An 18,374-nucleotide genomic window follows, 5' to 3' on the forward strand; every position below is an offset into this window, starting at 1 on the left:
GTGCACTGGGCCTCTTGGGCTATGTGGAAAAGCTCACGTGGGTGTGCTGCTCTCCCCCACGATAACCGCCAGTACACCCAAACCCGCGTGCGCCGCGAGGACTGCGGGGAGGGCACTGATCTGGGCGGGAGGACAGTCCGGGCATTTGTCCCGAAGGCGTGCGGCCAACGCTTCGGCCTCCAGCTGGTTACCAAAATGATGAACTGCCAGCCGTTGCTGACCGGCAGGCCTGGAAGCGACATCAGCTGCCACGATCTCCTCAAGCCGGGCTACAGCACGCACAGCGGAGCGGACCTTTTCCAACGGAACGATCCTGCCGCCGTCGACCGCAAGTATTGGCTTGATGGCCAGCACCGTCCCCAGCAGCGATGCCGCGGCTCCAATGCGTCCCCCACGCCTGAGCTGCTCCAGGCTCGGAACGTAGAAGTAGACCTTGGTACGTTCCATGCGCTTTTCCGCAAAAGCGCGGACTTCAGCTGCGGGCAGGCCAGCGGCCGCAGCAACCACGGCGCTCTGCACTCCCATGCCTTGCGCCATTCCGACGGTGCGTGAATCCAGTACCTCCACGGGGATACCAACCCGTGCCGCAGCAAGACGCGCGGCATCGGCGGTTCCGGACAATTCGGCAGAAATATGGATGGACACCACGGCTTCGAACCCGCGGTTCTGCGCGGCACGATAAGCCTGTTCAAACTGGCCGGGCGAGGGCCGGGATGTCTTCACGGATGCGCCCGACGCCAAGGCAACGGCCAACGTTTCGGTGATGTCGTCTTCGCCCTCACCGTAGATTTCGCTCCCCACCATGACCGGCATGGGAACAACGGCCAGGCGCCCGTCCGCGGCAAAGGCCGCCACCCAGTCCGCTGGCAGGGCGGCTGCCGAATCAGTTACCACGGCGGTCTTTACGACGGCGGGAAGCGCCTCATCGGCAATGGGAACCGGGAGCGCCGGCTGCCGGAGGCGGGACAGCCGTTCCTTGAGCCACATCCAGGCAGGTGGTTCTCGCTCGGGCACGCAACCTCCAACAATGGTGACCGGCCGCCGGCACAATGCCGGCGGCCGCAAAGTCCGTGATGCCTGGTTAGGCGGGGACGATGTTCACCAGTTTAGGCGCCCGCACGATTACGGTGCGGATGCCACGGCCGTCCATGGCGCGCTGGACATTTTCGGATGCGAGTGCCAGTTCGCGCAGATCGTCCTCGCTGATGTCCGGCGATACTTCGAGCCTGTCGCGGACCTTGCCCTGGACCTGCACAACGGCGGTGACGGTGTCCTGGACGAGCAGGGCGTCGTCGTGCTTCGGCCAGCCGGCATTGGCCACGGAGGCAGCGTGTCCCAGCGTGTTCCAGAGATCTTCTGCCGTGTACGGGGCAAAAAGGCTCAGGATCACAGCGACGGCCTCAACTGCCTCGCGCACGGCGGGGTCGGCTCCACCCGCTCCGGAGTCGATGGTCTTACGCGTCGCGTTGACCAACTCCATGAGCCGTGCCACTACGACGTTGAACTTGTTGTTGTCCAACAGTTCAGCGGCATCAGCGATGGTCTTGTGGGTCACCGTGCGCAAGGCGCGGTCACCGGCACTGGCATCGGTTCCGGGTTCGCTGGTGACGTCCTGGCCCAGGCGCCAGGCACGGGCCAGGAACTTGGCCGAACCGGACGGCGAGACGTCCGCCCAGTCAACATCGTCCTCAGGTGGCGAGGCGAAGACCATGGTCAGGCGAACGGCGTCAACGCCGAACTTGTCCAACTGCTCGCCAAGGTCCACACCATTGCCAAGGGACTTGCTCATGGCCTTGCCGCCATTGAGCACCTGGCCCTGGTTGAGCAGCGCGCTGAAGGGCTCGCTGGCGTCGATCAGGCCGATGTCCTTGATGACCTTGGTAAAGAACCGGGCGTAGAGCAGATGCAGGATGGCGTGCTCCACGCCGCCCACGTACTGCCCCACGGGCATCCAGTCATTGATCTTCGACGGATCAAACGGGCCCTCGGTGTAGTGGGGCGAGACGAACCGCAGGAAGTACCAGGAAGAGTCCACGAACGTATCCATGGTGTCCGTGTCGCGCTGTGCTGCCCTGCCGCAGTTGGGGCACTCGACGTTGACCCATTCGACGGCGGCGGCCAGCGGTGAGGTGCCCTTGGGCGCCAGCGCCTCTCCGCGCAGGTCTTCGGGCAGCTTCACGGGCAATTGGTCGTCGGGAACGGGCACTTCGCCGCATTCGGCGCAGTGAATGATCGGGATGGGCGTGCCCCAGAAACGCTGGCGGCTGAGCAGCCAGTCGCGGAGCCGGAAGTTGACGAACTTCTCGCCGGTTCCCAACTTCTCCAGAATCCCGATGGCGGCCGGGATGGCCTCCGACTTGGACAGGCCATCCAAGTCGCCGGAGTTCTTGAGCTGTCCTTCGCCCGCGGTGGCCACACCGGTCTCGGCGGGGTCTTCCTCGCCTGTATCAAGTACGGCGCGCACGGGCAGGCCAAACGCCTTGGCGAAATCGAGGTCGCGTTGGTCGTGCGCCGGAACAGCCATGATGGCTCCAGTGCCGTAGTCGGCCAGAACGTAGTCGGCTGCCCAAACGGGAAGCTTCTCACCGTTGAGCGGATTGATGGCGTAGCGTCCGGTAAAGACGCCGGTCTTCTCGCGCTCCGTGGACTGGCGCTCGATCTCGGAGAGGGCCTTGACCTTTTCCCGGTAGGCCATGAGTTCGTCATGCTGTTCAGGTGTAACGAGGTCCAGGGCCAAATGCGCATCCGCAGCAACCACGAAGAATGTTGCGCCGTAAAGGGTGTCCGGGCGGGTGGTGAAGACGGTGACTTCGCGCTCTGCCCGGTCCTGGGTGCCCTCGATGACAAAGCGGACGTGGGCGCCCTCGGAGCGGCCGATCCAGTTCCGCTGCATGGCCAGCACGCGCTCGGGCCAGTGGCCCTGGAGTTGGTCCATGTCCTCGAGCAGGCGGTCGGCGTACTCGGTGATCTTGAAGTACCACTGGTTCAGGGACTTCTTGGTGACTGCCGTGCCACAGCGCTCACAGGCACCGTTGACTACTTGCTCGTTCGCGAGGACGGTGAGGTCCTTGGGGCACCAGTTGACGGGCGAGTCCTTGCGGTACGCCAAGCCACGCTCATAGAAGCGCTTGAACAACCACTGGGTCCACCGGTAGTACTCGGGGTCGGACGTATGCAGACGCCGGGACCAGTCGGCCGAAATGGCGTAGCGTTTGAACGAGGCAGCCTGCGTGTCGATGTTGGCGTAGGTCCACTCGCTGGGGTGGGCGTTGCGCTTAATTGCCGCGTTCTCAGCGGGGAGGCCGAACGAGTCCCAACCGATGGGGTGCAGGACGTCGTAGCCCTTCTGGCGCAGGTAGCGCGCTACGACGTCGCCCATGGCAAAGGCCTCGGCGTGCCCCATGTGGAGGTCGCCTGAGGGGTAGGGGAACATGTCCAGCACGTAGCGGCGTTCCCGCGAACCATCGTCAAGTGGAGTGAACACTTTGAGGTCTTCCCAGACCTGCGGCCACTTGGCTTCCATCGCGGCGAAGCTGTAGACGCCTTCTTCAGGCGCTCCAGCTGCGGCTGTCTGTGCTGTTCCGGTCTCTGTCTCCGGCTGAACGCTCACTGCTGCCCTCTTCTGTTCTTCGATGGCGGTTTTGCCTCCTGCTGCGCTCCGGGTAAAGCCCCGGACACACAAAAGCCCCTCGACAATGGAGGGGCGGCCGCTCGGCTGTTGATTGCCGGGCGGCTAGCTAAGCAGAAGGATCGCACGCATAGATCTACAATAGCGCACGATCATCCTTCCACTCGCCGACAAAGCATGGTTGGCGGCGCAGCGGCCCGCATCAAAAAAGGGGCCGATGACTCCCCGCCATGGTGTGGTGGGCACCGCGAAGCGGGCGGGCGGGAGTCATCGGCCCCTTTTTTGAACTACTTAACGTCCTCGTCGACCCAATCCATGGATTTGGTCACGGCCTTCTTCCAGAGGCGCAGCTGGCGCTCCTGCTCTTCGGCAGGCAGCTGCGGTTCCCAGCGCTTGTCCTCGCCCCAGTTGGCGCTGAGTTCGCCCAGGTCCTTCCAGAATCCGACGGCCAGGCCTGCAGCGTACGCGGCGCCCAGGGCGGTGGTTTCAACCACCTTCGGGCGGACTACCGGTACGCCGAGGATGTCGGCCTGGAACTGCATGAGTGCCTCGTTGGCGACCATGCCGCCGTCGACCTTCAGTTCGGTGAGGGGAACACCCGAGTCAGCGTTGACGGCGTCGAGTACCTCGCGGGTCTGGAACGCAGTCGCTTCAAGGGCAGCACGCGCAATGTGGCCCTTGTTGGCGAATCGGGTGAGGCCTACGATCGCGCCTCGCGCGTCAGCCCTCCAATACGGAGCGAACAAGCCGGAGAATGCGGGGACGATGTACACGCCACCGTTGTCTTCGACTGCGGCGGCGAGTTCTTCCACCTGTGGTGCGGAGCTGATCATGCCGAGGTTGTCACGCAGCCACTGAATCAGGGAACCGGTGACGGCGATGGAACCTTCCAGGGCGTAGTGGGGCTTGTCGTCGCCGAGCTTGTATCCCAGGGTGGTGAGCAGGCCGTTCTTGGAGTGGACGATTTCCTCGCCGGTGTTGAAGATCAGGAAGCAACCCGTGCCATAGGTGTTTTTCGCTTCACCGGCTTGGAACGCGGCTTGACCAAATGTGGCGGCTTGCTGGTCGCCCAGGATGCCGGCTACGGGAACTTCGCGCAGCAACTGGGAGGTGTGGACGTGTCCGTAGACCTCGGAGGAGGATTTGATGGCGGGCATCATGGAGGCCGGGACGCCGAAGACGTCAAGAATTTCCTGGTCCCATTGCAGCGTTTCAAGGTCCATGAACATAGTGCGGGACGCGTTGGTCACGTCAGTGACGTGCACGCCGCCGTCGACTCCACCTGTCAGGTTCCAGAGAACCCAGGCGTCGGTGTTCCCAAACAAGAGGTCGCCGGCTTCTGCGCGTTCGCGGGCGCCGTCGACGTTGTCCAGGATCCATTTGATCTTGGTGCCGGAAAAGTACGTGGCCAAGGGAAGGCCGACCTTTTGCTTGAACCGCTCCGGCCCGCCGTCCTTGGACAGTTCATCGACGATCGACTGCGTCCGTGTGTCCTGCCAGACGATGGCGTTGTAAACCGCCTCGCCCGTGTTCTTATCCCACACCACGGCGGTCTCACGCTGGTTGGTAATACCGACGGCGGCAATATCGTGCCGCGTCAGGTTCGCCTTGGACAGCGCGGAACCTATGACCTCCCGGGTGTTGTTCCAGATCTCGGCGGGGTTGTGCTCGACCCAACCTGCCTGCGGGAAGATCTGCTCATGTTCCATCTGTCCCGTTGACACAATGTTGCCGGAGTGGTCAAAGACGATGGCGCGGGAGCTGGTGGTGCCTTGGTCGATGGCGATGACGTATTGATTCATGGTGACGTCCTTGTCTCAGTGGTTATCTGCGGTTATTGATCTGGTAGGGCGTATTGCCGCGTAAGGCTGTCTAGCCGGCGACGGACGGCATGATCCCTGGAACGATGTTGGCCATGAGGCCTGCCAGCGTACCGCCGACAAGGGGCCCGACGACAGGGATCCAGGAGTAGGCCCAGTCGCTGGAACCCTTGCCCTTGATGGGGAGGATGGCGTGCGCGATGCGGGGTCCAAGGTCACGTGCCGGGTTGATGGCGTAACCGGTGGGGCCACCGATGGACACACCGATACCGACCACGAGCAGCGCTACCGCCAACGGGCCCAGGCCCGAGGGGGTGCCGCCGAAAGTCAGGATGACGAAAACCAGGACGAACGTGCCAATGATTTCGGTGATGAGGTTCCACGGGGTTGAACGGATGGCAGGCCCGGTGGAGAACGTTCCCAGCTTGTTTGCTGCCAGCGGCTCCTCATCGAAGTGCTGCTTGTAAGCGAGCCAGCAAACAACGGCGCCCAGGAATGCCCCGAGCAGTTCGCCGCCGAAGTACGTCAAGGTGGAAGCGAAGTCCACGCTGACATCGGGCGCGTATTCCTTGCTTCCCTTGACGAGCAGGCCCAAGGTGACAGCCGGGTTCAGGTGCGCACCGGACTTGGCGGCCACGAAAACGCCCGCGAAGACCGCAATACCCCAGCCCCAGGTCACCATCAAGAATCCACCGTTGTTGCCCTTGGTGCCTTTGAGCGCAACGTTGGCCACGACGCCACAACCCAGCAGGGTCAGCATCATGGTTCCGAATACTTCGGAAAGGAAAACTATTCCAAGAGACATCTTTGACTCCTCATTTTTCTGTTGTCAGCCTCCTCGCGGGTTGAAGAGGCTGTTGGGACAGTTCCGTTTTCCGCAACCATCCCGGTGTGGTGAGCCCCCAAGGGGCTCACCTACCCCGTTTGCCGTCCCTGTCGCCAGCTTCCTGGCCACACAGTGGGACGATCAAGCATCTTGTGTGACCGGCCTCATGCCACGAGACTGTGCACGTCGACCTTGTGGAACCGCCGCAGCACTTCCTGGGCATGCCGCACTTCTGCGTCACGGTCAGCGGCATCCCACCCAAGCGGTTCAGCCAATGCCGCAGCAATTTCGTTCAGCAACTCGCCGGTCACCAGGCCGCGGAACGCGAGGGACGTCCGCCGGATGAGGACATCCACCAGATGCCCGACCTGCTCGTTTTCGGCCATGAATGCCAACTCGCGAACACTGAGTTCCCGGGTTGAACGAAGCGGCGCGTCGTGTCCTGCGTTCAGGTAATCGATGACGGTCTCTGCCCGTGTTCCATACCGCGTCAGGAGTCCAGCCACGCGGTCCGCGTCCAGTCCGGGCCCCATGTGCTTCTTGATCCACTCCTGCTCACCTTGTTCCGTGGCAGGGAAGCCAGCGCCGCCGCCAATGGCGAGTTTCGCCGTCGAAATTTTCCGTTCCCGACCAAGTTCGCGAAGAACGTCGTTGGTCATGTGTTCGGCCAGTGCCCGGAAAGTAGTCCACTTGCCACCTACCAGGCTCAGTACGACGGCGGCCTTGCCGCCTGGCGTAGCCATGGCACCTTCGCCGGTGCGGACGCTGCGTTCGATCCTGTAGTCCCTAGAGACAAATCCCGGCTGGGTTGCGTCGTGGCGCGGCAGTGGACGGACTCCGGCGAAGCTGTAGACGATCTGGTCGCGGTCCACCTTGATGGTGGGGAAGACGTGGCCGATCAGGTCGAAAAAGTAGTCGATTTCGGATTCGGTACAGACGGCGTCTTCTGACATGTCGGCGTCGACGTCCGTGGTGCCCACCAGCACCCGGTCCCCCATCGGGTAAATAAGGACGATGCGGCCGTCCGTGTGTTCGAAGAAGATCTCCCGGCCATTGCAGGCGGCCAGCAGCCCAGGGTGGTCCAGCACAATGTGCGAGCCCTTGGTGCCGCCCATGAACTGGCTGGCGGCTCCCATGGCTTGGTTGGTGAGGTCCACCCACGCACCGGTGGTGTTGACGATGACGTCTGCCTGGAAATCGAACTCCTTGCCGCTCAATTCGTCGCGCAGCCGGACTCCGTCAGTACCCATGGAAACCAGTGAGACGTAGTTGCTGGCCCGGGCCGTCCCGCCAGGCAGGCCACCACCGCGTCCGGCCTTCTCGCCATCCTGAAGCACGTCCAGGGTGAGCCGCTCAGGATTGTGGACGGACGCGTCAAAGTAGGTTGCCGTGTACTTGATTCCCGGGTGCAGCTTGGGCAGCTCCGCCAGAGCCTTGTCCTTGCCGCGGAACTGGTGCCGGGGGACGCTGCCGCCGTCACGGGAGAAGAAGTCGTACATGCTCAGGCCGAGCTTGATGAGGAAGGCGCCGCGTTCGTTCGGTTTGCCCTGTTTGTGGGTGAGGAAGCGAATGGGCGCGGACAGGATGCCGGAGAAGGTGCTGAAGATGGGAATGGTGGTCTGCAGCGGCTTGACGTAATGCGGGGCGATCCGCAGAAGGCGGTTGCGCTCCACCACTGATTCCTTGACAAGGCGGAACTCACCGTTCTCCAGGTAACGGATGCCGCCATGGATCATGTGCGACGATGCACCGCTTGCGCCCTGGCAGTAGTCACCACGCTCCACAAGCGCAACATCAATGCCCTGCAAGGCCAGGTCACGGAAGGTCCCTACGCCGTTGATACCCCCGCCGATAATCAGCACCTTCGCCGACGGCCGCTCCCGCAAGGCGGTTACAGACTCACGCCGATGCGCATCGGAGGAGGTAGAAATCCTGTTGTGTCCCAAAACTGCTCCCTTGGGCTTGGTTTGTGCGCGGCGTTACGTTCGCTGCACCTTTCACCACTAATCTGGCGAAGGTGGAAAATGGAGTCAAGCTATATGCACAAACGTGCAGTAAGGAAATGAGATGGGACGCTCACGTCACTCGGATGCCCTCCGGGCCGCACAGATGTACTACCTGCAGGACCTGACCATGGACGCCATTGCGCGGGAGTTGCGGACCTCGCGCTCCACTGTTTCAAGGCTCTTGTCTTCCGCCCGGGAAACAGGCTTGGTCCAGGTCCAGATCCGCAGCCCGTTTGATACCGCCCCCGAGCTTGAGAGCCAGATTCGCGAGAAATTCAAGGTGGACGTCCACGTAGTGCCGGTGCTTGACACCTTGAACGAGGCTGAGACGCTGGACCGCGTGGCCATGCAGGCAGCTCGGACCATAGGACCCCTGGTGGATTCCAATGCCATCATCGGCATAGCCTGGGGTGCCACCCTCAGCGCTGTAAGCCGGCACCTGACCCGGAAAGTCACGCACGACACCATCGTTGTCCAACTCAACGGCGCCGGGAACATGCAAACAACCGGCATCACCTACGCGAGCGACATCATGCGGCGCTTCGGCAGCGCCTACGGAGCGCGGGTCGAACAATTTCCCGTGCCGGCGTTTTTCGATCACGCGGCCACCAAGACGGCCATGTGGAATGAACGCAGCGTTCAACGCATCCTGGATCTGCAGGCGCGCATGAGCATCGCCATTTTCGGTGTTGGATCCGTTGATTCGGACTATCCAAGCCATGTGTATGCCGGCGGCTACCTCGACGAACAAGACCTCAGCATGTTGGCCGCCGACGATGTGGTGGGCGACGTAGCCACGGTCTTCTTCCGCAGTGATGGATCATCTGACGGCATTACCCTGAACGAGCGGTCGACGGGTCCAAGCCATGAACAGCTACGGCAGGTGCGACGCCGGATTTGCGTCGTGTCCGGTGCCTCCAAAATCAACGGCCTGCAGGGCGCCCTGGCAGCCGGACTTGCCACTGACCTCATCCTCGACGAAGCTTCGGCGCGACGCCTGGTGAGTTTCAATGGCCAGTCCTGAGGCTTTCGGCCGGGGAATGGGTAGAGTCGTTGATATGAGATTCCCGGCCCGGCTGACATTGAACAACGGCGTGATGATGGATCGCCTGGGATTCGGACTCTATAAGGTGCCGCCCAAAGAAGCTGAAGCTTTGGTGAGCACTGCCCTCGGCGAAGGCTATCGGCGGTTCGATACCGCCGCCATGTATCGCAACGAAGTAGGCGTAGGCCGCGCGATCGGTGGTGCAATCGGCGATGCCAATGAGGCAAACCTCGGCACGGGTGGTTCCGGCGAATCCGTGCATGCCCTGGCCCGGGAAGACGTCTTTGTCACCACCAAGGTCTGGAATGACGACCACGGTTACGACTCCACGCTCCGGGCTTTCGATTCATCCATGGCCAACCTCGGACTGGACTACGTGGATCTTTACCTCATCCACTGGCCGTGTGCCGGACGAGGCCTGTTCGTGGAGACCTACAAAGCCATGGAAACCCTGTATAGGGAAGGCAAAGTCCGGGCCATTGGGGTTTCGAACTTCCAGCCCGGGCACTTGGAAGAACTCATGCAGAAAGCCGAAGTGGTCCCGGCCGTTAATCAAATAGAGCTGCATCCCTGGCTTCAGCAGGCCAGGCTGCGGACACTGCATGAACAACTCGGGATCCGAACCGAAGCATGGAGCCCCCTTGGCCGTGGGCAGGTCCTTGCCGATCCTGCGATTGCGGATTTGGCTCACAAGTACGGCAGGACACCCGCCCAAATAATCCTCCGGTGGCATCTCCAGCTTGGGAACCTCGTCATTCCGAAAGCAAGTTCCGCGGGGCGGATCAAGGAGAACTTTGCCGTTTTCGACTTCGAACTCGAGGCAGCAGACATGGACGGCATGGCGGCGCTTGAACGCCACCACCGCACGGGCTCGCACCCGGACAACGTGAATTAGGAACGGCCGAATGGAAAAAGTGGACACCGCGCAAACCCCGGAAGGCGCAGATGCCCCGTTTGAATTCATCAGCAAATCCCTGCAGGGACGCACTATCGCCTCTGATGTGGACGTCGATGGCAGCAATGTGGCGTATTGGACGTACGAACCCGTCAAACCCACACAGAATGCCCGCACGATTTTGGTCATTCACGGTTTTCGGGGTGACCACCATGGATTGCTCCGTGTAGCGGACCTGCTTCCGGACATGCGGATCATCATGCCTGACCTCCCTGCGTTTGGCAGTTCGGATCCTTTCCTTGACGACGAACACACGGTTGAGCGTTACGGCCATTTCATCTCCGGTTTCATGGCCGCGCTGGGCCTGGGCCCCAAGACCGTGCTGCTGGGCCATTCCTTCGGCTCCATCGTCGCGAGCCATTTTGCGGCCCGGAATCCCGGCGCCATTTATCCATTGATCCTTATCAACCCCATCGCTGCACCCGCTTTGGAGGGTCCCAAGGGGATCATGACCAAGCTCGCGGTGTTTTACTACCAGGTGTCTGCCAGGCTTCCAAGGCGCCTTGGCCTTGCCCTCCTGCGCAACCGCGCCATTGTCCGCGTCATGAGTATCACCATGGCCAAGACCAAAGACAAAAACCTGCGTCGCTTCATACATGGCCAGCACGATGCCTACTTCAGCGCATTCGCGGACCGGAGGAGCCTGCTCGAATCCTTCAAGGCATCCGTGTCGGGAACAGTGGCCGACGTCGCCGGGGAGTTGCGCCTCCCCGTGCTTCTGATCGCGGGCGAAAAGGACGAGATCGCCACTCTGCCCAACCAGCACAAACTGATGGAACGCCTTCCGGAGGCCACGCTGGAAGTGATTCCCGACGTCGGGCATTTGATCCACTACGAGACTCCGGCCCCGGCTGCCGCAGCCATCCGCACATTCCTGGAGGAACACCCCGCGTGAAAATTGTCATCGACGCCCGCTTCACCAGGACGGACCACCACGATGGCATCAGCCGGTACGGTTCAAGCCTCATTGCAGCAACATCCAAAATTGCGGATGTCACCATGCTCATCAATGACGAACGCCAGCTGGCTTTGCTTCCCGACGTGCCCTACGTGATGGTCAACAGCCCGCTGTCCCCGCTCGAGCTGTTCGTGGCCCGTAAAGTCAACCCGCTGAAGGCCGACGTCGTGGTGTGCCCGATGCAAACCATGGGAACCTTGGGGCGGAAGTATGGCCTGATCCTTACGCTTCACGATCTCATCTATTACGAACACCCCGCTCCCCCGGGGTTCCTTCCGGCTCCGGTGCGCCTGCTCTGGAGGCTGTACCACAAGGCATTCTGGCCGCAGCGCCTTTTGCTGAACCGGGCTGACGTGGTGGCAACCATCAGCAGGACCACAGAGGCTTTAATGGCCAAGTACACCTTGACCCGCCGTCCCGTACGGATCGTTGGCAACGCCCCGCAGCCCGGCCAGACTCCCCGCGATCCTTCGGCCGGAGCGGATAAGACCCTGCTGTACATGGGTTCGTTCATGCCTTACAAGAACGTGGAAACCATGATTCGGGGAATGGCAGGCCTGCAGGATTACACACTGCACTTGCTCAGCCGGATTACGCCCCAGCGTCGGGCCGAACTCGAGGCCATGGTGCCCCACGGGGCAAAGGTCCTGTTCCACAACGGTGTAACAGACGCCGAGTATGAAGAGCTTTTGACCAGGGCGACTGCACTCATCAGCCTGTCGCGGGCCGAGGGATATGGCTTGCCCCTGGTGGAGGCGATGTCCCTGGGTACGCCCGTTATCGCCAGCGACATTCCAATTTTCCGGGAAGTGGGCGCCGATGCGGTCAGCTATGTTGACCCCGGTTCACCCTCGGAGTTCGCTGCGGCTGTCACGGCGCTGGGCGATGACGCATTGTGGCAGGAACGTTCCCGCAGGTCCGTGGAACGTGCTGGAGACTTCAACTGGGACGAATCCGCCCGGCAGTTGCTGGCTGCGGCAGAAGAGGTCGTGGCGCTTCGTAAGCGCTAGCGTGCCCGCCGAAACCAGCGGCTGAAGGCTACAAAACGTCCACGCCGTCGAGCCGCAGTTGGACTGGACCGGCTGTGCGTTTCGCCGCGTTCGCTGCCTTGACGGCACGCATGGCACGGGTAACGTCTGCGGCGTCTGCGTAGGGAATGAAGTACAGGGTGCGAACATCTGCCTGAAGTGGCGCCGGACCGGCGCTGCGGAGCTTCGAACCGGACTTCAGCTTGACGCTTGCCTCGAAGGTATCGGAAAAATGCGCGACGTCGGCCCTTGGCCCGGTCACTGAAGCTACCCGCACTGCCGGGGGAAGCTGGAGTTCTTTGCGGAGTGCCAGTTCACGCGACGCGTAGCCCGGTGCGTCCCAGCGCAGCAGGGCTCCGGTAGCGGTTGTGTCATCTGCCGTGATGACTACCAGCCCGCCCTGGTTGGAGGGTCTCACGAGCGACGCCGCGTTGAACCATCGCCGAACAGTGTCCTCGCCGGCCCGCAGGTTTTCCCGGCGGAGCAATGAATTACCATCCAGAAGCAGCGCGGCCGCGTACCCCTGGGGAGCCACGGGTTCCGCGCCGACCGTGGCAATTACCAATGCCGGAGCATCAGGAACCGTGGCCTTGATGTTTTCCCCGGATGAGGTGATAACCGTCTGGCCAGGAAAAGCCCGCCCCAGTTCCTCCGCCGTTCGCACGGCTCCCGCCGCAACCCGGCGCAACTGTGTGCCGTTGCAATGGTTGCAGTGCCACTGCGGTGCCGGCGTGGAACACCAGCGGCAAAGCGGCATGGCGGAACTGCTGGAGATAGCCAGCGGTCCTTGGCAGTTGTTGCAGCGGGCGAGCTCCCGGCACGTTTCGCAAGCCAAAGAGGGCGCATAGCCGGCACGGGCAACCTGCACCAGCACAGGGCCGTGCTCGAGGCCCTCCTTGGCTGCACGCCATGCCGCTCCGGGCAAACGTGCAATCCGGGCCAGGGGATCCCGTTCCTGTTCAAAGCTGTCCGCTGTGTTCAGGACACGGGGAACAGTGGAACGAATGACCGTTCGCGGCGCCTCGATCGGCACCGCCCATTTCATTTCAACCAGGCGCTGGAGTTCGGTGCTGCGGCTATGGGATGCCATCAGGCAGGCTGCGTTCTCCTGCTCGGCCCGCAGGAGCAGTACTTCCCGCGTGTGCGCGTAGGGAGCCCGCTGGTCGATATGGAGGTCATCGCCGTCGTCCCAACAGACCACAAGTCCCAACTCCCGAACCGGCGCATAGGCGGCGGATCTCGTACCAATGGCTACACGCGCCTCACCACTAAGGATTCGCAGGAAGCTCCGGTAGCGGGGAGTTTGACCGTCGTCAGCCGTCAACCGCGCGACGTCACCCGGTGGCAGGACCCTGGCCAGGGCCACCTCCAGCTGTTCAAGATCCCTGTAATCGGGAACCACCACCACTGCACCACGGCCCGATGCCCGGACTGCCCCAACAGCCGCGGCAACCAGCGAAGGCCAACCCCCCGGGCCGAATCCCTGCAGCGCCGTCAGGACAGCCTTGGGCACTCCGCCACCGGCCAGGTGGTGGAGGTACGGGGCTCCCTTGGAGTAGGAAGCCCAGCCGGTGGCATCCGGCGCATTAGACGGAAGGTCCGGTTCCCGTGCTGCGTCCCCCGCGAGTAGCTCCTTCTCAACTTTGGCAACGCGAGGGGGAACAGCAGTGCGCAGGACATCGCTCAAGGTTCCGGCGTAGCGCGCGGCTACCGTTCCAGCCAACTCCGCGATGTGGGGCGTCAGGACGGACAGCGTGGAGACTACTTTGTGAAGTGGGGTCAGCGGGTGGCCGGCATCCGAAGCATCGACGCGTTCCAGCACGAAGCCGTTAAGCTCCTGGCCGTTGAACTTCACTTTCACCCGGACGCCGGGAGCAGCAGAATCAGCGAGTTCAGCGGGCACGCTGTAATCGAACGGCCGGTCCAGGTGTGGCAGGGAAGATTCCAGCACCACACGGGCAACGGGATTCACCGCCGCCAACGGGGGTCCACTGACGGGAGACTTGTCAGGGAACCCTTGAAGCAAAGAAGGTTGAAGCAGGGTGGGCTGGGCTTCATTTCCCGCCATGCTCTCTACCTCCAACTTTTTGTCACGGGGTTCCCGCGCAGACTAAACGACGGATGCCCGCAGTAGGGGAAACCCACTGCGGGCATCTCTCTGGCTCCAGCCAATCATGGACCACCGACAAAGCAGTAAACCCACGGCCGGCACCGGCCGAACATCGAGGAGATCAGGCGTTGAAGAATTCCTTCAGGTCCGCCACGCGGTCCAGGCGCTCCCAAGTGAAGTCGGGCTCGTCGCGCCCGAAGTGTCCGTGAGCCGCCGTCTTGGTGTAAATGGGACGCTTGAGGTCCAAGGCGTCGATGATGGCTCGGGGACGGAGATCGAAAAGTTCATTGATGGCCTCGCTGATGCGGGCGGGGTCAACAGTTTCCGTGCCGAAGGTTTCTACGTACGTGCCGACCGGACGGGCTTGGCCAATGGCGTAGGCAATCTGGATCTCCGCGCGCTTGGCCAGACCTGCGGCTACCACGTTCTTGGCAACCCAGCGCATGGCGTAGGCGGCCGAACGGTCTACCTTGGACGGGTCCTTGCCGGAGAAGGCACCTCCACCGTGCCGGGAGAATCCGCCATAGGTATCGACAATAATCTTCCGACCGGTCAGTCCGGCATCGCCAACCGGGCCACCGATGACGAAGGCACCTGCAGGGTTCAGGATGTTGGCTACATGGGAGATGTCAAGGTTGGATGCCGCCAGAACGGGATCGATGACATGGCTCGCGAGGTCGGCGCGCAGTTGCTCCAGGCTCGCGTCTTCGGCGTGTTGACTGGAAATAACCACCGTTTCAACCGAAACCGGGCGATCGCCGTCATACCCAACCGTGACCTGCGTCTTGCCATCCGGACGGAGGTATGCGAGTTCGCCGCTCTTGCGGACCTCGGTAAGGCGCTCGGACAAACGGTGGGCAAGCCAGATGGGCGTCGGCATGTAGGACGCAGTTTCATCGCTCGCATAGCCGAACATGATGCCCTGATCGCCCGCACCTTGGAGATCGTAATCGTCCTCCTGGCGGCCTTCACGCGCCTCAAGCGAGTTGAAGACGCCACCGGCGATGTCGTTGGACTGCTGTCCGATCGACACTGAAACGCCACAGCGGGCCCCGTCGAAACCGTTGGCCGAAGAGTCGTAGCCGATGCCGAGAATGGTCTCACGGACAATCTGCGGAATCTCGACGTACGCGTCAGTGGTTACTTCACCGGCCACATGGACCAGGCCGGTGGTGGCCATGGTCTCGACAGCCACCCGGGATTCAGGATCAGCAGCCAGCAGCCCATCCAGGATCGCGTCACTGATTTGGTCGCAGATCTTGTCCGGATGCCCTTCAGTGACCGACTCGGACGTGAAGAGCCGGAGCTTGGACGGGGTGCCATGATGTTCATGGTGCAGCGGTAAAGTCACTCGACCACCTTACTGTGTTGCGGGGCGGCGGCATCTGCCGTGTGTCCCTATGCTAAGAATTTCGGGGCGGGGGCTACCGCCCGTGGACATTACCTGGCCGGAAAAACCCTGGCCAATTCGGCGCCCACCCGATCCACAACGGCCGCGGCGACATCAAACTTGGATCCGGACGCGGACTGCGGTTCGGCGCCGTGCCCGGAGAGGATCACCACCGAGTTATCGTCCTGGCCGAAGACACGGCCTACCCCGACGTGGTTGACCACCAGGAGGTCGCAGCCCTTGCGCTTGAGTTTGGCGGTGGCATGCTCCAGGACATCACCTTGGGCATCGCCCGTTTCGGCGGCAAAACCTACGATCAGCTGGCGGCCACCCTCAGCGTTGCGCCGTTCGACCAGCTCACGCAGGATGTCCGGGTTCCGAACCAGGCGCACCAACGGCGCGTCCTCGCCGTCGACCTTCTTGATCTTGGTGTCAGAAACTTCAGCCGGCCGGAAATCCGCTACAGCGGCAGCCATGATGACGACGTCGGAATCCACGGCCGCTTTCAGCGCTGCATCACGCAGTTCCAGGGCGGACTCAACGCGGACGAGCTCGACGCCGGCGGGCGGCTCGACGTCCATATGCGCGGCAAGGAAACGAACGGTGGCACCGGCAGCCAATGCAGCCGCGGCCAGGGCAGCACCCTGCTTCCCCGAGGACCGGTTACCCAGGAAACGCACCGGGTCCAGCGCTTCCCTGGTACCACCGGCCGAAATCGTCACTGTTCGGCCAGCAAGGGAAGGGTGTGCCGCGGGTACGGCCTTGGGCGCATCCACCTCCGTGGCGGCCTCGGCCAGCGCCATGGCAGCCGTGAAGATTGCTTCCGGTTCGGGCAGTCGACCGGGGCCCGAATCGGCGCCGGTCAGGCGGCCGCTGGCAGGTTCCAGGACTGTTACCCCTCGACTCCGCAAGGTTTCCACATTGGCCTGGGTTGCAGCATGCTGCCACATTTCCGTGTGCATTGCAGGAGCGAACAGCACCGGCCCGTGAGCCATGAGGAGCGTATTGGTCAGGAGGTCACCGGCCTGGCCTGTGGCTGCCTTGGCCAGGAGGTCCGCAGTGGCCGGTGCAACGACGATCAAGTCAGCCTCGTGGCCCAGACGGACATGGTTGACCTTCTCGACGTCGTCAAAGACGCTGTTGCTCACCGGGTTTCCGGAGAGTGCCTCCCACGTGGCAACACCGACGAAACGGGTGGCTGCTTCGGTTGGGATCACCGTCACCTGGTGTCCGGCTTCAGTAAAAAGCCGGAGGAGCGATGCAACCTTGTAGGCTGCGATCCCTCCCCCGACTCCGAGGACTATGCGCACGTGACCTCCGTCAACAGGCAGTCTGTTTTATTCTGCGGGCTCGATCGGCGTGGAAACCAGGAGGCCTTCGTTGATCTCGCGGAGGGCGATCGACAATGACTTCTCGTTCAGCTTGGTGTCTACCAAGGGACCGACGTACTCGAAGAGGCCCTCGTGCAGCTGGGCGTAGTAGGCGTTGATCTGACGGGCACGCTTGGCGCCGAAGATCACAAGGCCGTACTTGGAATCGGCAGCCTCAAGCAGCGAATCGATCGGCGGGTTGATGATGCCTTCAAGGTTCGTGGACACGAAATCTCCAAATTCTAGCGGGCCTACAAGTGCAAGCGCTTAGCGCTCGTGCGGGGTTAGCCCCATGAGTGAAACAAGCTCGTCCGCTGCCCGGCGAACGTCGTCATTAATGACGGTGTGGTCAAACTCCGGTTCAGCAGCAAGTTCCAGTTTAGCGGTTTCCAGCCTGCGCTGCTGTTCCTCGGCAGATTCAGTGCCGCGGCCCACAAGCCGCCGCACCATTTCTTCCCAACTGGGCGGTGCCAGGAAGACGAACTTGGCATCCGGTACAGCAGCCTTTACCTGCCGTGCACCTTGGAGGTCAATCTCGAGCAGCACCGATTTCCCCTCCGCAATGGCAGCATTCACGGTGCTCCGGAGCGTGCCGTAACGGTTCTGGCCGTGCACCACGGCCCACTCCAGGAGTTCCCCATCAGCCACGAGGGAGTCAAACTCTTCGGCGGACTTGAAGAAGTAGTGAACCCCGTCCTTCTCCCCTGGACGCGCGGCGCGGGTGGTGGCGGAGACGGAAAGCCAAACCTCTGGATAGTTGTCCCTGATGTAGGTGGATACGGTTCCCTTGCCAACAGCAGTTGGGCCTGCGAGGACAGTCAGTCCAGGTTTCTTGCTCACGGATTCCTTCGGGGAGATGCGTCAAACGCTTTGCTGGGTATCCATAAAATCTACCAGCGCCCGGGCCTGGTGAATGCCCAACCCCCTGATGCGCCGGGATGCGGCGATGCCTATGTCCGCCATGATCCCGGCCGCACGTACAGGTCCTATGCCTGGGAGGGCCTCCAGGAGCTCCACCACCCGCATCCGCGCAATGGCTTCATCCGTAGTGCCTGAAGAGATCAGCTCAGCAATGCTCACTTCACCACGTTTGAGCCGTTCTTTGGCTGCGGCCCGCACAGCGCGCGCCTTTGCAGCCTTATCCAAAGCATCGGAACGCTCCTGCGGTGTCAGCTCTTTCAGACCCACGGCCAAACCCCTGTCAGATCGGATTTGTGATTCACGTCACGCGAAACTGA

The 18,374-nt window shown here is 62.2% G+C and carries 15 protein-coding genes; 4 read left to right on the top strand and 11 right to left on the bottom strand.

What is annotated here, in order from left to right:
- Window positions 1–33 precede the first annotated feature (33 nt).
- The 5 genes from J2Y41_RS15195 to J2Y41_RS15215 form a co-directional block, all read right to left on the bottom strand.
- Window positions 34–1,014, bottom strand: a complete 981-nt coding sequence (locus J2Y41_RS15195; protein WP_224090513.1) for a DegV family protein — start codon at window positions 1,012–1,014, stop codon at window positions 34–36.
- A 67-nt stretch (window positions 1,015–1,081) separates the two neighbouring features.
- Window positions 1,082–3,610, bottom strand: a complete 2,529-nt coding sequence (gene leuS, locus J2Y41_RS15200; RefSeq protein WP_309929715.1) for a leucine--tRNA ligase — start codon at window positions 3,608–3,610, stop codon at window positions 1,082–1,084.
- Window positions 3,611–3,915: 305 nt separating this feature from the next.
- A complete protein-coding gene (gene glpK, locus J2Y41_RS15205) occupies window positions 3,916–5,430 on the bottom strand; it encodes a glycerol kinase GlpK (RefSeq protein WP_309929717.1) in 1,515 nt (504 codons plus the stop codon).
- A 70-nt stretch (window positions 5,431–5,500) separates the two neighbouring features.
- Window positions 5,501–6,253, bottom strand: a complete 753-nt coding sequence (locus tag J2Y41_RS15210) for an MIP/aquaporin family protein (protein WP_224090521.1) — start codon at window positions 6,251–6,253, stop codon at window positions 5,501–5,503.
- Between the two features lie 185 nt (window positions 6,254–6,438).
- Window positions 6,439–8,220 carry a glycerol-3-phosphate dehydrogenase/oxidase gene (locus J2Y41_RS15215; RefSeq protein WP_309929718.1) on the bottom strand — a complete coding sequence of 594 codons (1,782 nt, stop codon included), beginning with the start codon at window positions 8,218–8,220 and terminating at the stop codon, window positions 6,439–6,441.
- Between the two features lie 121 nt (window positions 8,221–8,341).
- Here J2Y41_RS15215 and J2Y41_RS15220 point away from each other — a divergent pair, with 121 nt between their 5' ends.
- Genes J2Y41_RS15220 through J2Y41_RS15235 form a run of 4 tightly spaced genes read left to right on the top strand, consistent with a single transcriptional unit; the run spans window position 8,342 to window position 12,248 of the window.
- The gene (locus J2Y41_RS15220) at window positions 8,342–9,304 is read left to right on the top strand and encodes a sugar-binding transcriptional regulator (protein ID WP_224090525.1); all 963 of its coding nucleotides are present in this window, start codon (window positions 8,342–8,344) and stop codon (window positions 9,302–9,304) included.
- 34 nt (window positions 9,305–9,338) lie between these two features.
- Window positions 9,339–10,220 (top strand): aldo/keto reductase, encoded by an 882-nt coding sequence (locus tag J2Y41_RS15225; RefSeq protein WP_309929721.1) that lies wholly within the window; start codon window positions 9,339–9,341, stop codon window positions 10,218–10,220.
- Window positions 10,221–10,230: 10 nt separating this feature from the next.
- Window positions 10,231–11,175, top strand: a complete 945-nt coding sequence (locus tag J2Y41_RS15230; RefSeq protein WP_309929723.1) for an alpha/beta hydrolase — start codon at window positions 10,231–10,233, stop codon at window positions 11,173–11,175.
- On the top strand, window positions 11,172–12,248 hold the full coding sequence (locus J2Y41_RS15235) for a glycosyltransferase family 1 protein (protein WP_309929725.1): 1,077 nt from the start codon (window positions 11,172–11,174) through the stop codon (window positions 12,246–12,248). The genes J2Y41_RS15230 and J2Y41_RS15235 overlap by 4 nt, the downstream gene beginning before the upstream one ends.
- A 28-nt stretch (window positions 12,249–12,276) precedes the next feature.
- Here J2Y41_RS15235 and J2Y41_RS15240 read toward each other — a convergent pair whose 3' ends face one another.
- The 6 genes from J2Y41_RS15240 to mihF form a co-directional block, all read right to left on the bottom strand.
- Window positions 12,277–14,334: a primosomal protein N' gene (locus J2Y41_RS15240; RefSeq protein WP_309929727.1), complete on the bottom strand. Its 2,058-nt coding sequence runs from the start codon at window positions 14,332–14,334 to the stop codon at window positions 12,277–12,279.
- A gap of 163 nt (window positions 14,335–14,497) precedes the next feature.
- The gene (metK, locus tag J2Y41_RS15245; RefSeq protein ID WP_224090531.1) at window positions 14,498–15,727 is read right to left on the bottom strand and encodes a methionine adenosyltransferase; all 1,230 of its coding nucleotides are present in this window, start codon (window positions 15,725–15,727) and stop codon (window positions 14,498–14,500) included.
- 89 nt (window positions 15,728–15,816) lie between these two features.
- The gene (coaBC, locus tag J2Y41_RS15250; RefSeq protein WP_309929729.1) at window positions 15,817–17,076 is read right to left on the bottom strand and encodes a bifunctional phosphopantothenoylcysteine decarboxylase/phosphopantothenate--cysteine ligase CoaBC; all 1,260 of its coding nucleotides are present in this window, start codon (window positions 17,074–17,076) and stop codon (window positions 15,817–15,819) included.
- Window positions 17,077–17,103: 27 nt separating this feature from the next.
- Complete coding sequence (gene rpoZ / locus J2Y41_RS15255) at window positions 17,104–17,364, bottom strand: DNA-directed RNA polymerase subunit omega (protein ID WP_017197559.1); 261 nt, start codon at window positions 17,362–17,364, stop codon at window positions 17,104–17,106.
- 39 nt (window positions 17,365–17,403) lie between these two features.
- Entirely contained in the window at window positions 17,404–17,976 is a 573-nt protein-coding gene (gmk, locus tag J2Y41_RS15260; RefSeq protein ID WP_224090532.1) for a guanylate kinase, read from the bottom strand.
- 21 nt (window positions 17,977–17,997) lie between these two features.
- Window positions 17,998–18,324 (bottom strand): integration host factor, actinobacterial type, encoded by a 327-nt coding sequence (mihF, locus tag J2Y41_RS15265; protein WP_224164465.1) that lies wholly within the window; start codon window positions 18,322–18,324, stop codon window positions 17,998–18,000.
- Between the last annotated feature and the right edge of the window lie 50 nt (window positions 18,325–18,374).

Source organism: Arthrobacter sp. 1088, from assembly GCF_031455315.1.
GTDB lineage: Bacteria > Actinomycetota > Actinomycetes > Actinomycetales > Micrococcaceae > Arthrobacter.

What these genes read in the sequence shown, in the direction of transcription:
- J2Y41_RS15225 (WP_309929721.1), top strand. Translation starts at nt 9,339, where the DNA reads ATGAGATTCCCGGCCCGGCTGACATTGAACAACGGCGTGATGATGGAT.
- glpK (WP_309929717.1), bottom strand. Translation starts at nt 5,430, where the DNA reads ATGAATCAATACGTCATCGCCATCGACCAAGGCACCACCAGCTCCCGC.
- J2Y41_RS15210 (WP_224090521.1), bottom strand. Translation starts at nt 6,253, where the DNA reads ATGTCTCTTGGAATAGTTTTCCTTTCCGAAGTATTCGGAACCATGATG.
- J2Y41_RS15240 (WP_309929727.1), bottom strand. Translation starts at nt 14,334, where the DNA reads ATGGCGGGAAATGAAGCCCAGCCCACCCTGCTTCAACCTTCTTTGCTT.
- J2Y41_RS15230 (WP_309929723.1), top strand. Translation starts at nt 10,231, where the DNA reads ATGGAAAAAGTGGACACCGCGCAAACCCCGGAAGGCGCAGATGCCCCG.
- J2Y41_RS15220 (WP_224090525.1), top strand. Translation starts at nt 8,342, where the DNA reads ATGGGACGCTCACGTCACTCGGATGCCCTCCGGGCCGCACAGATGTAC.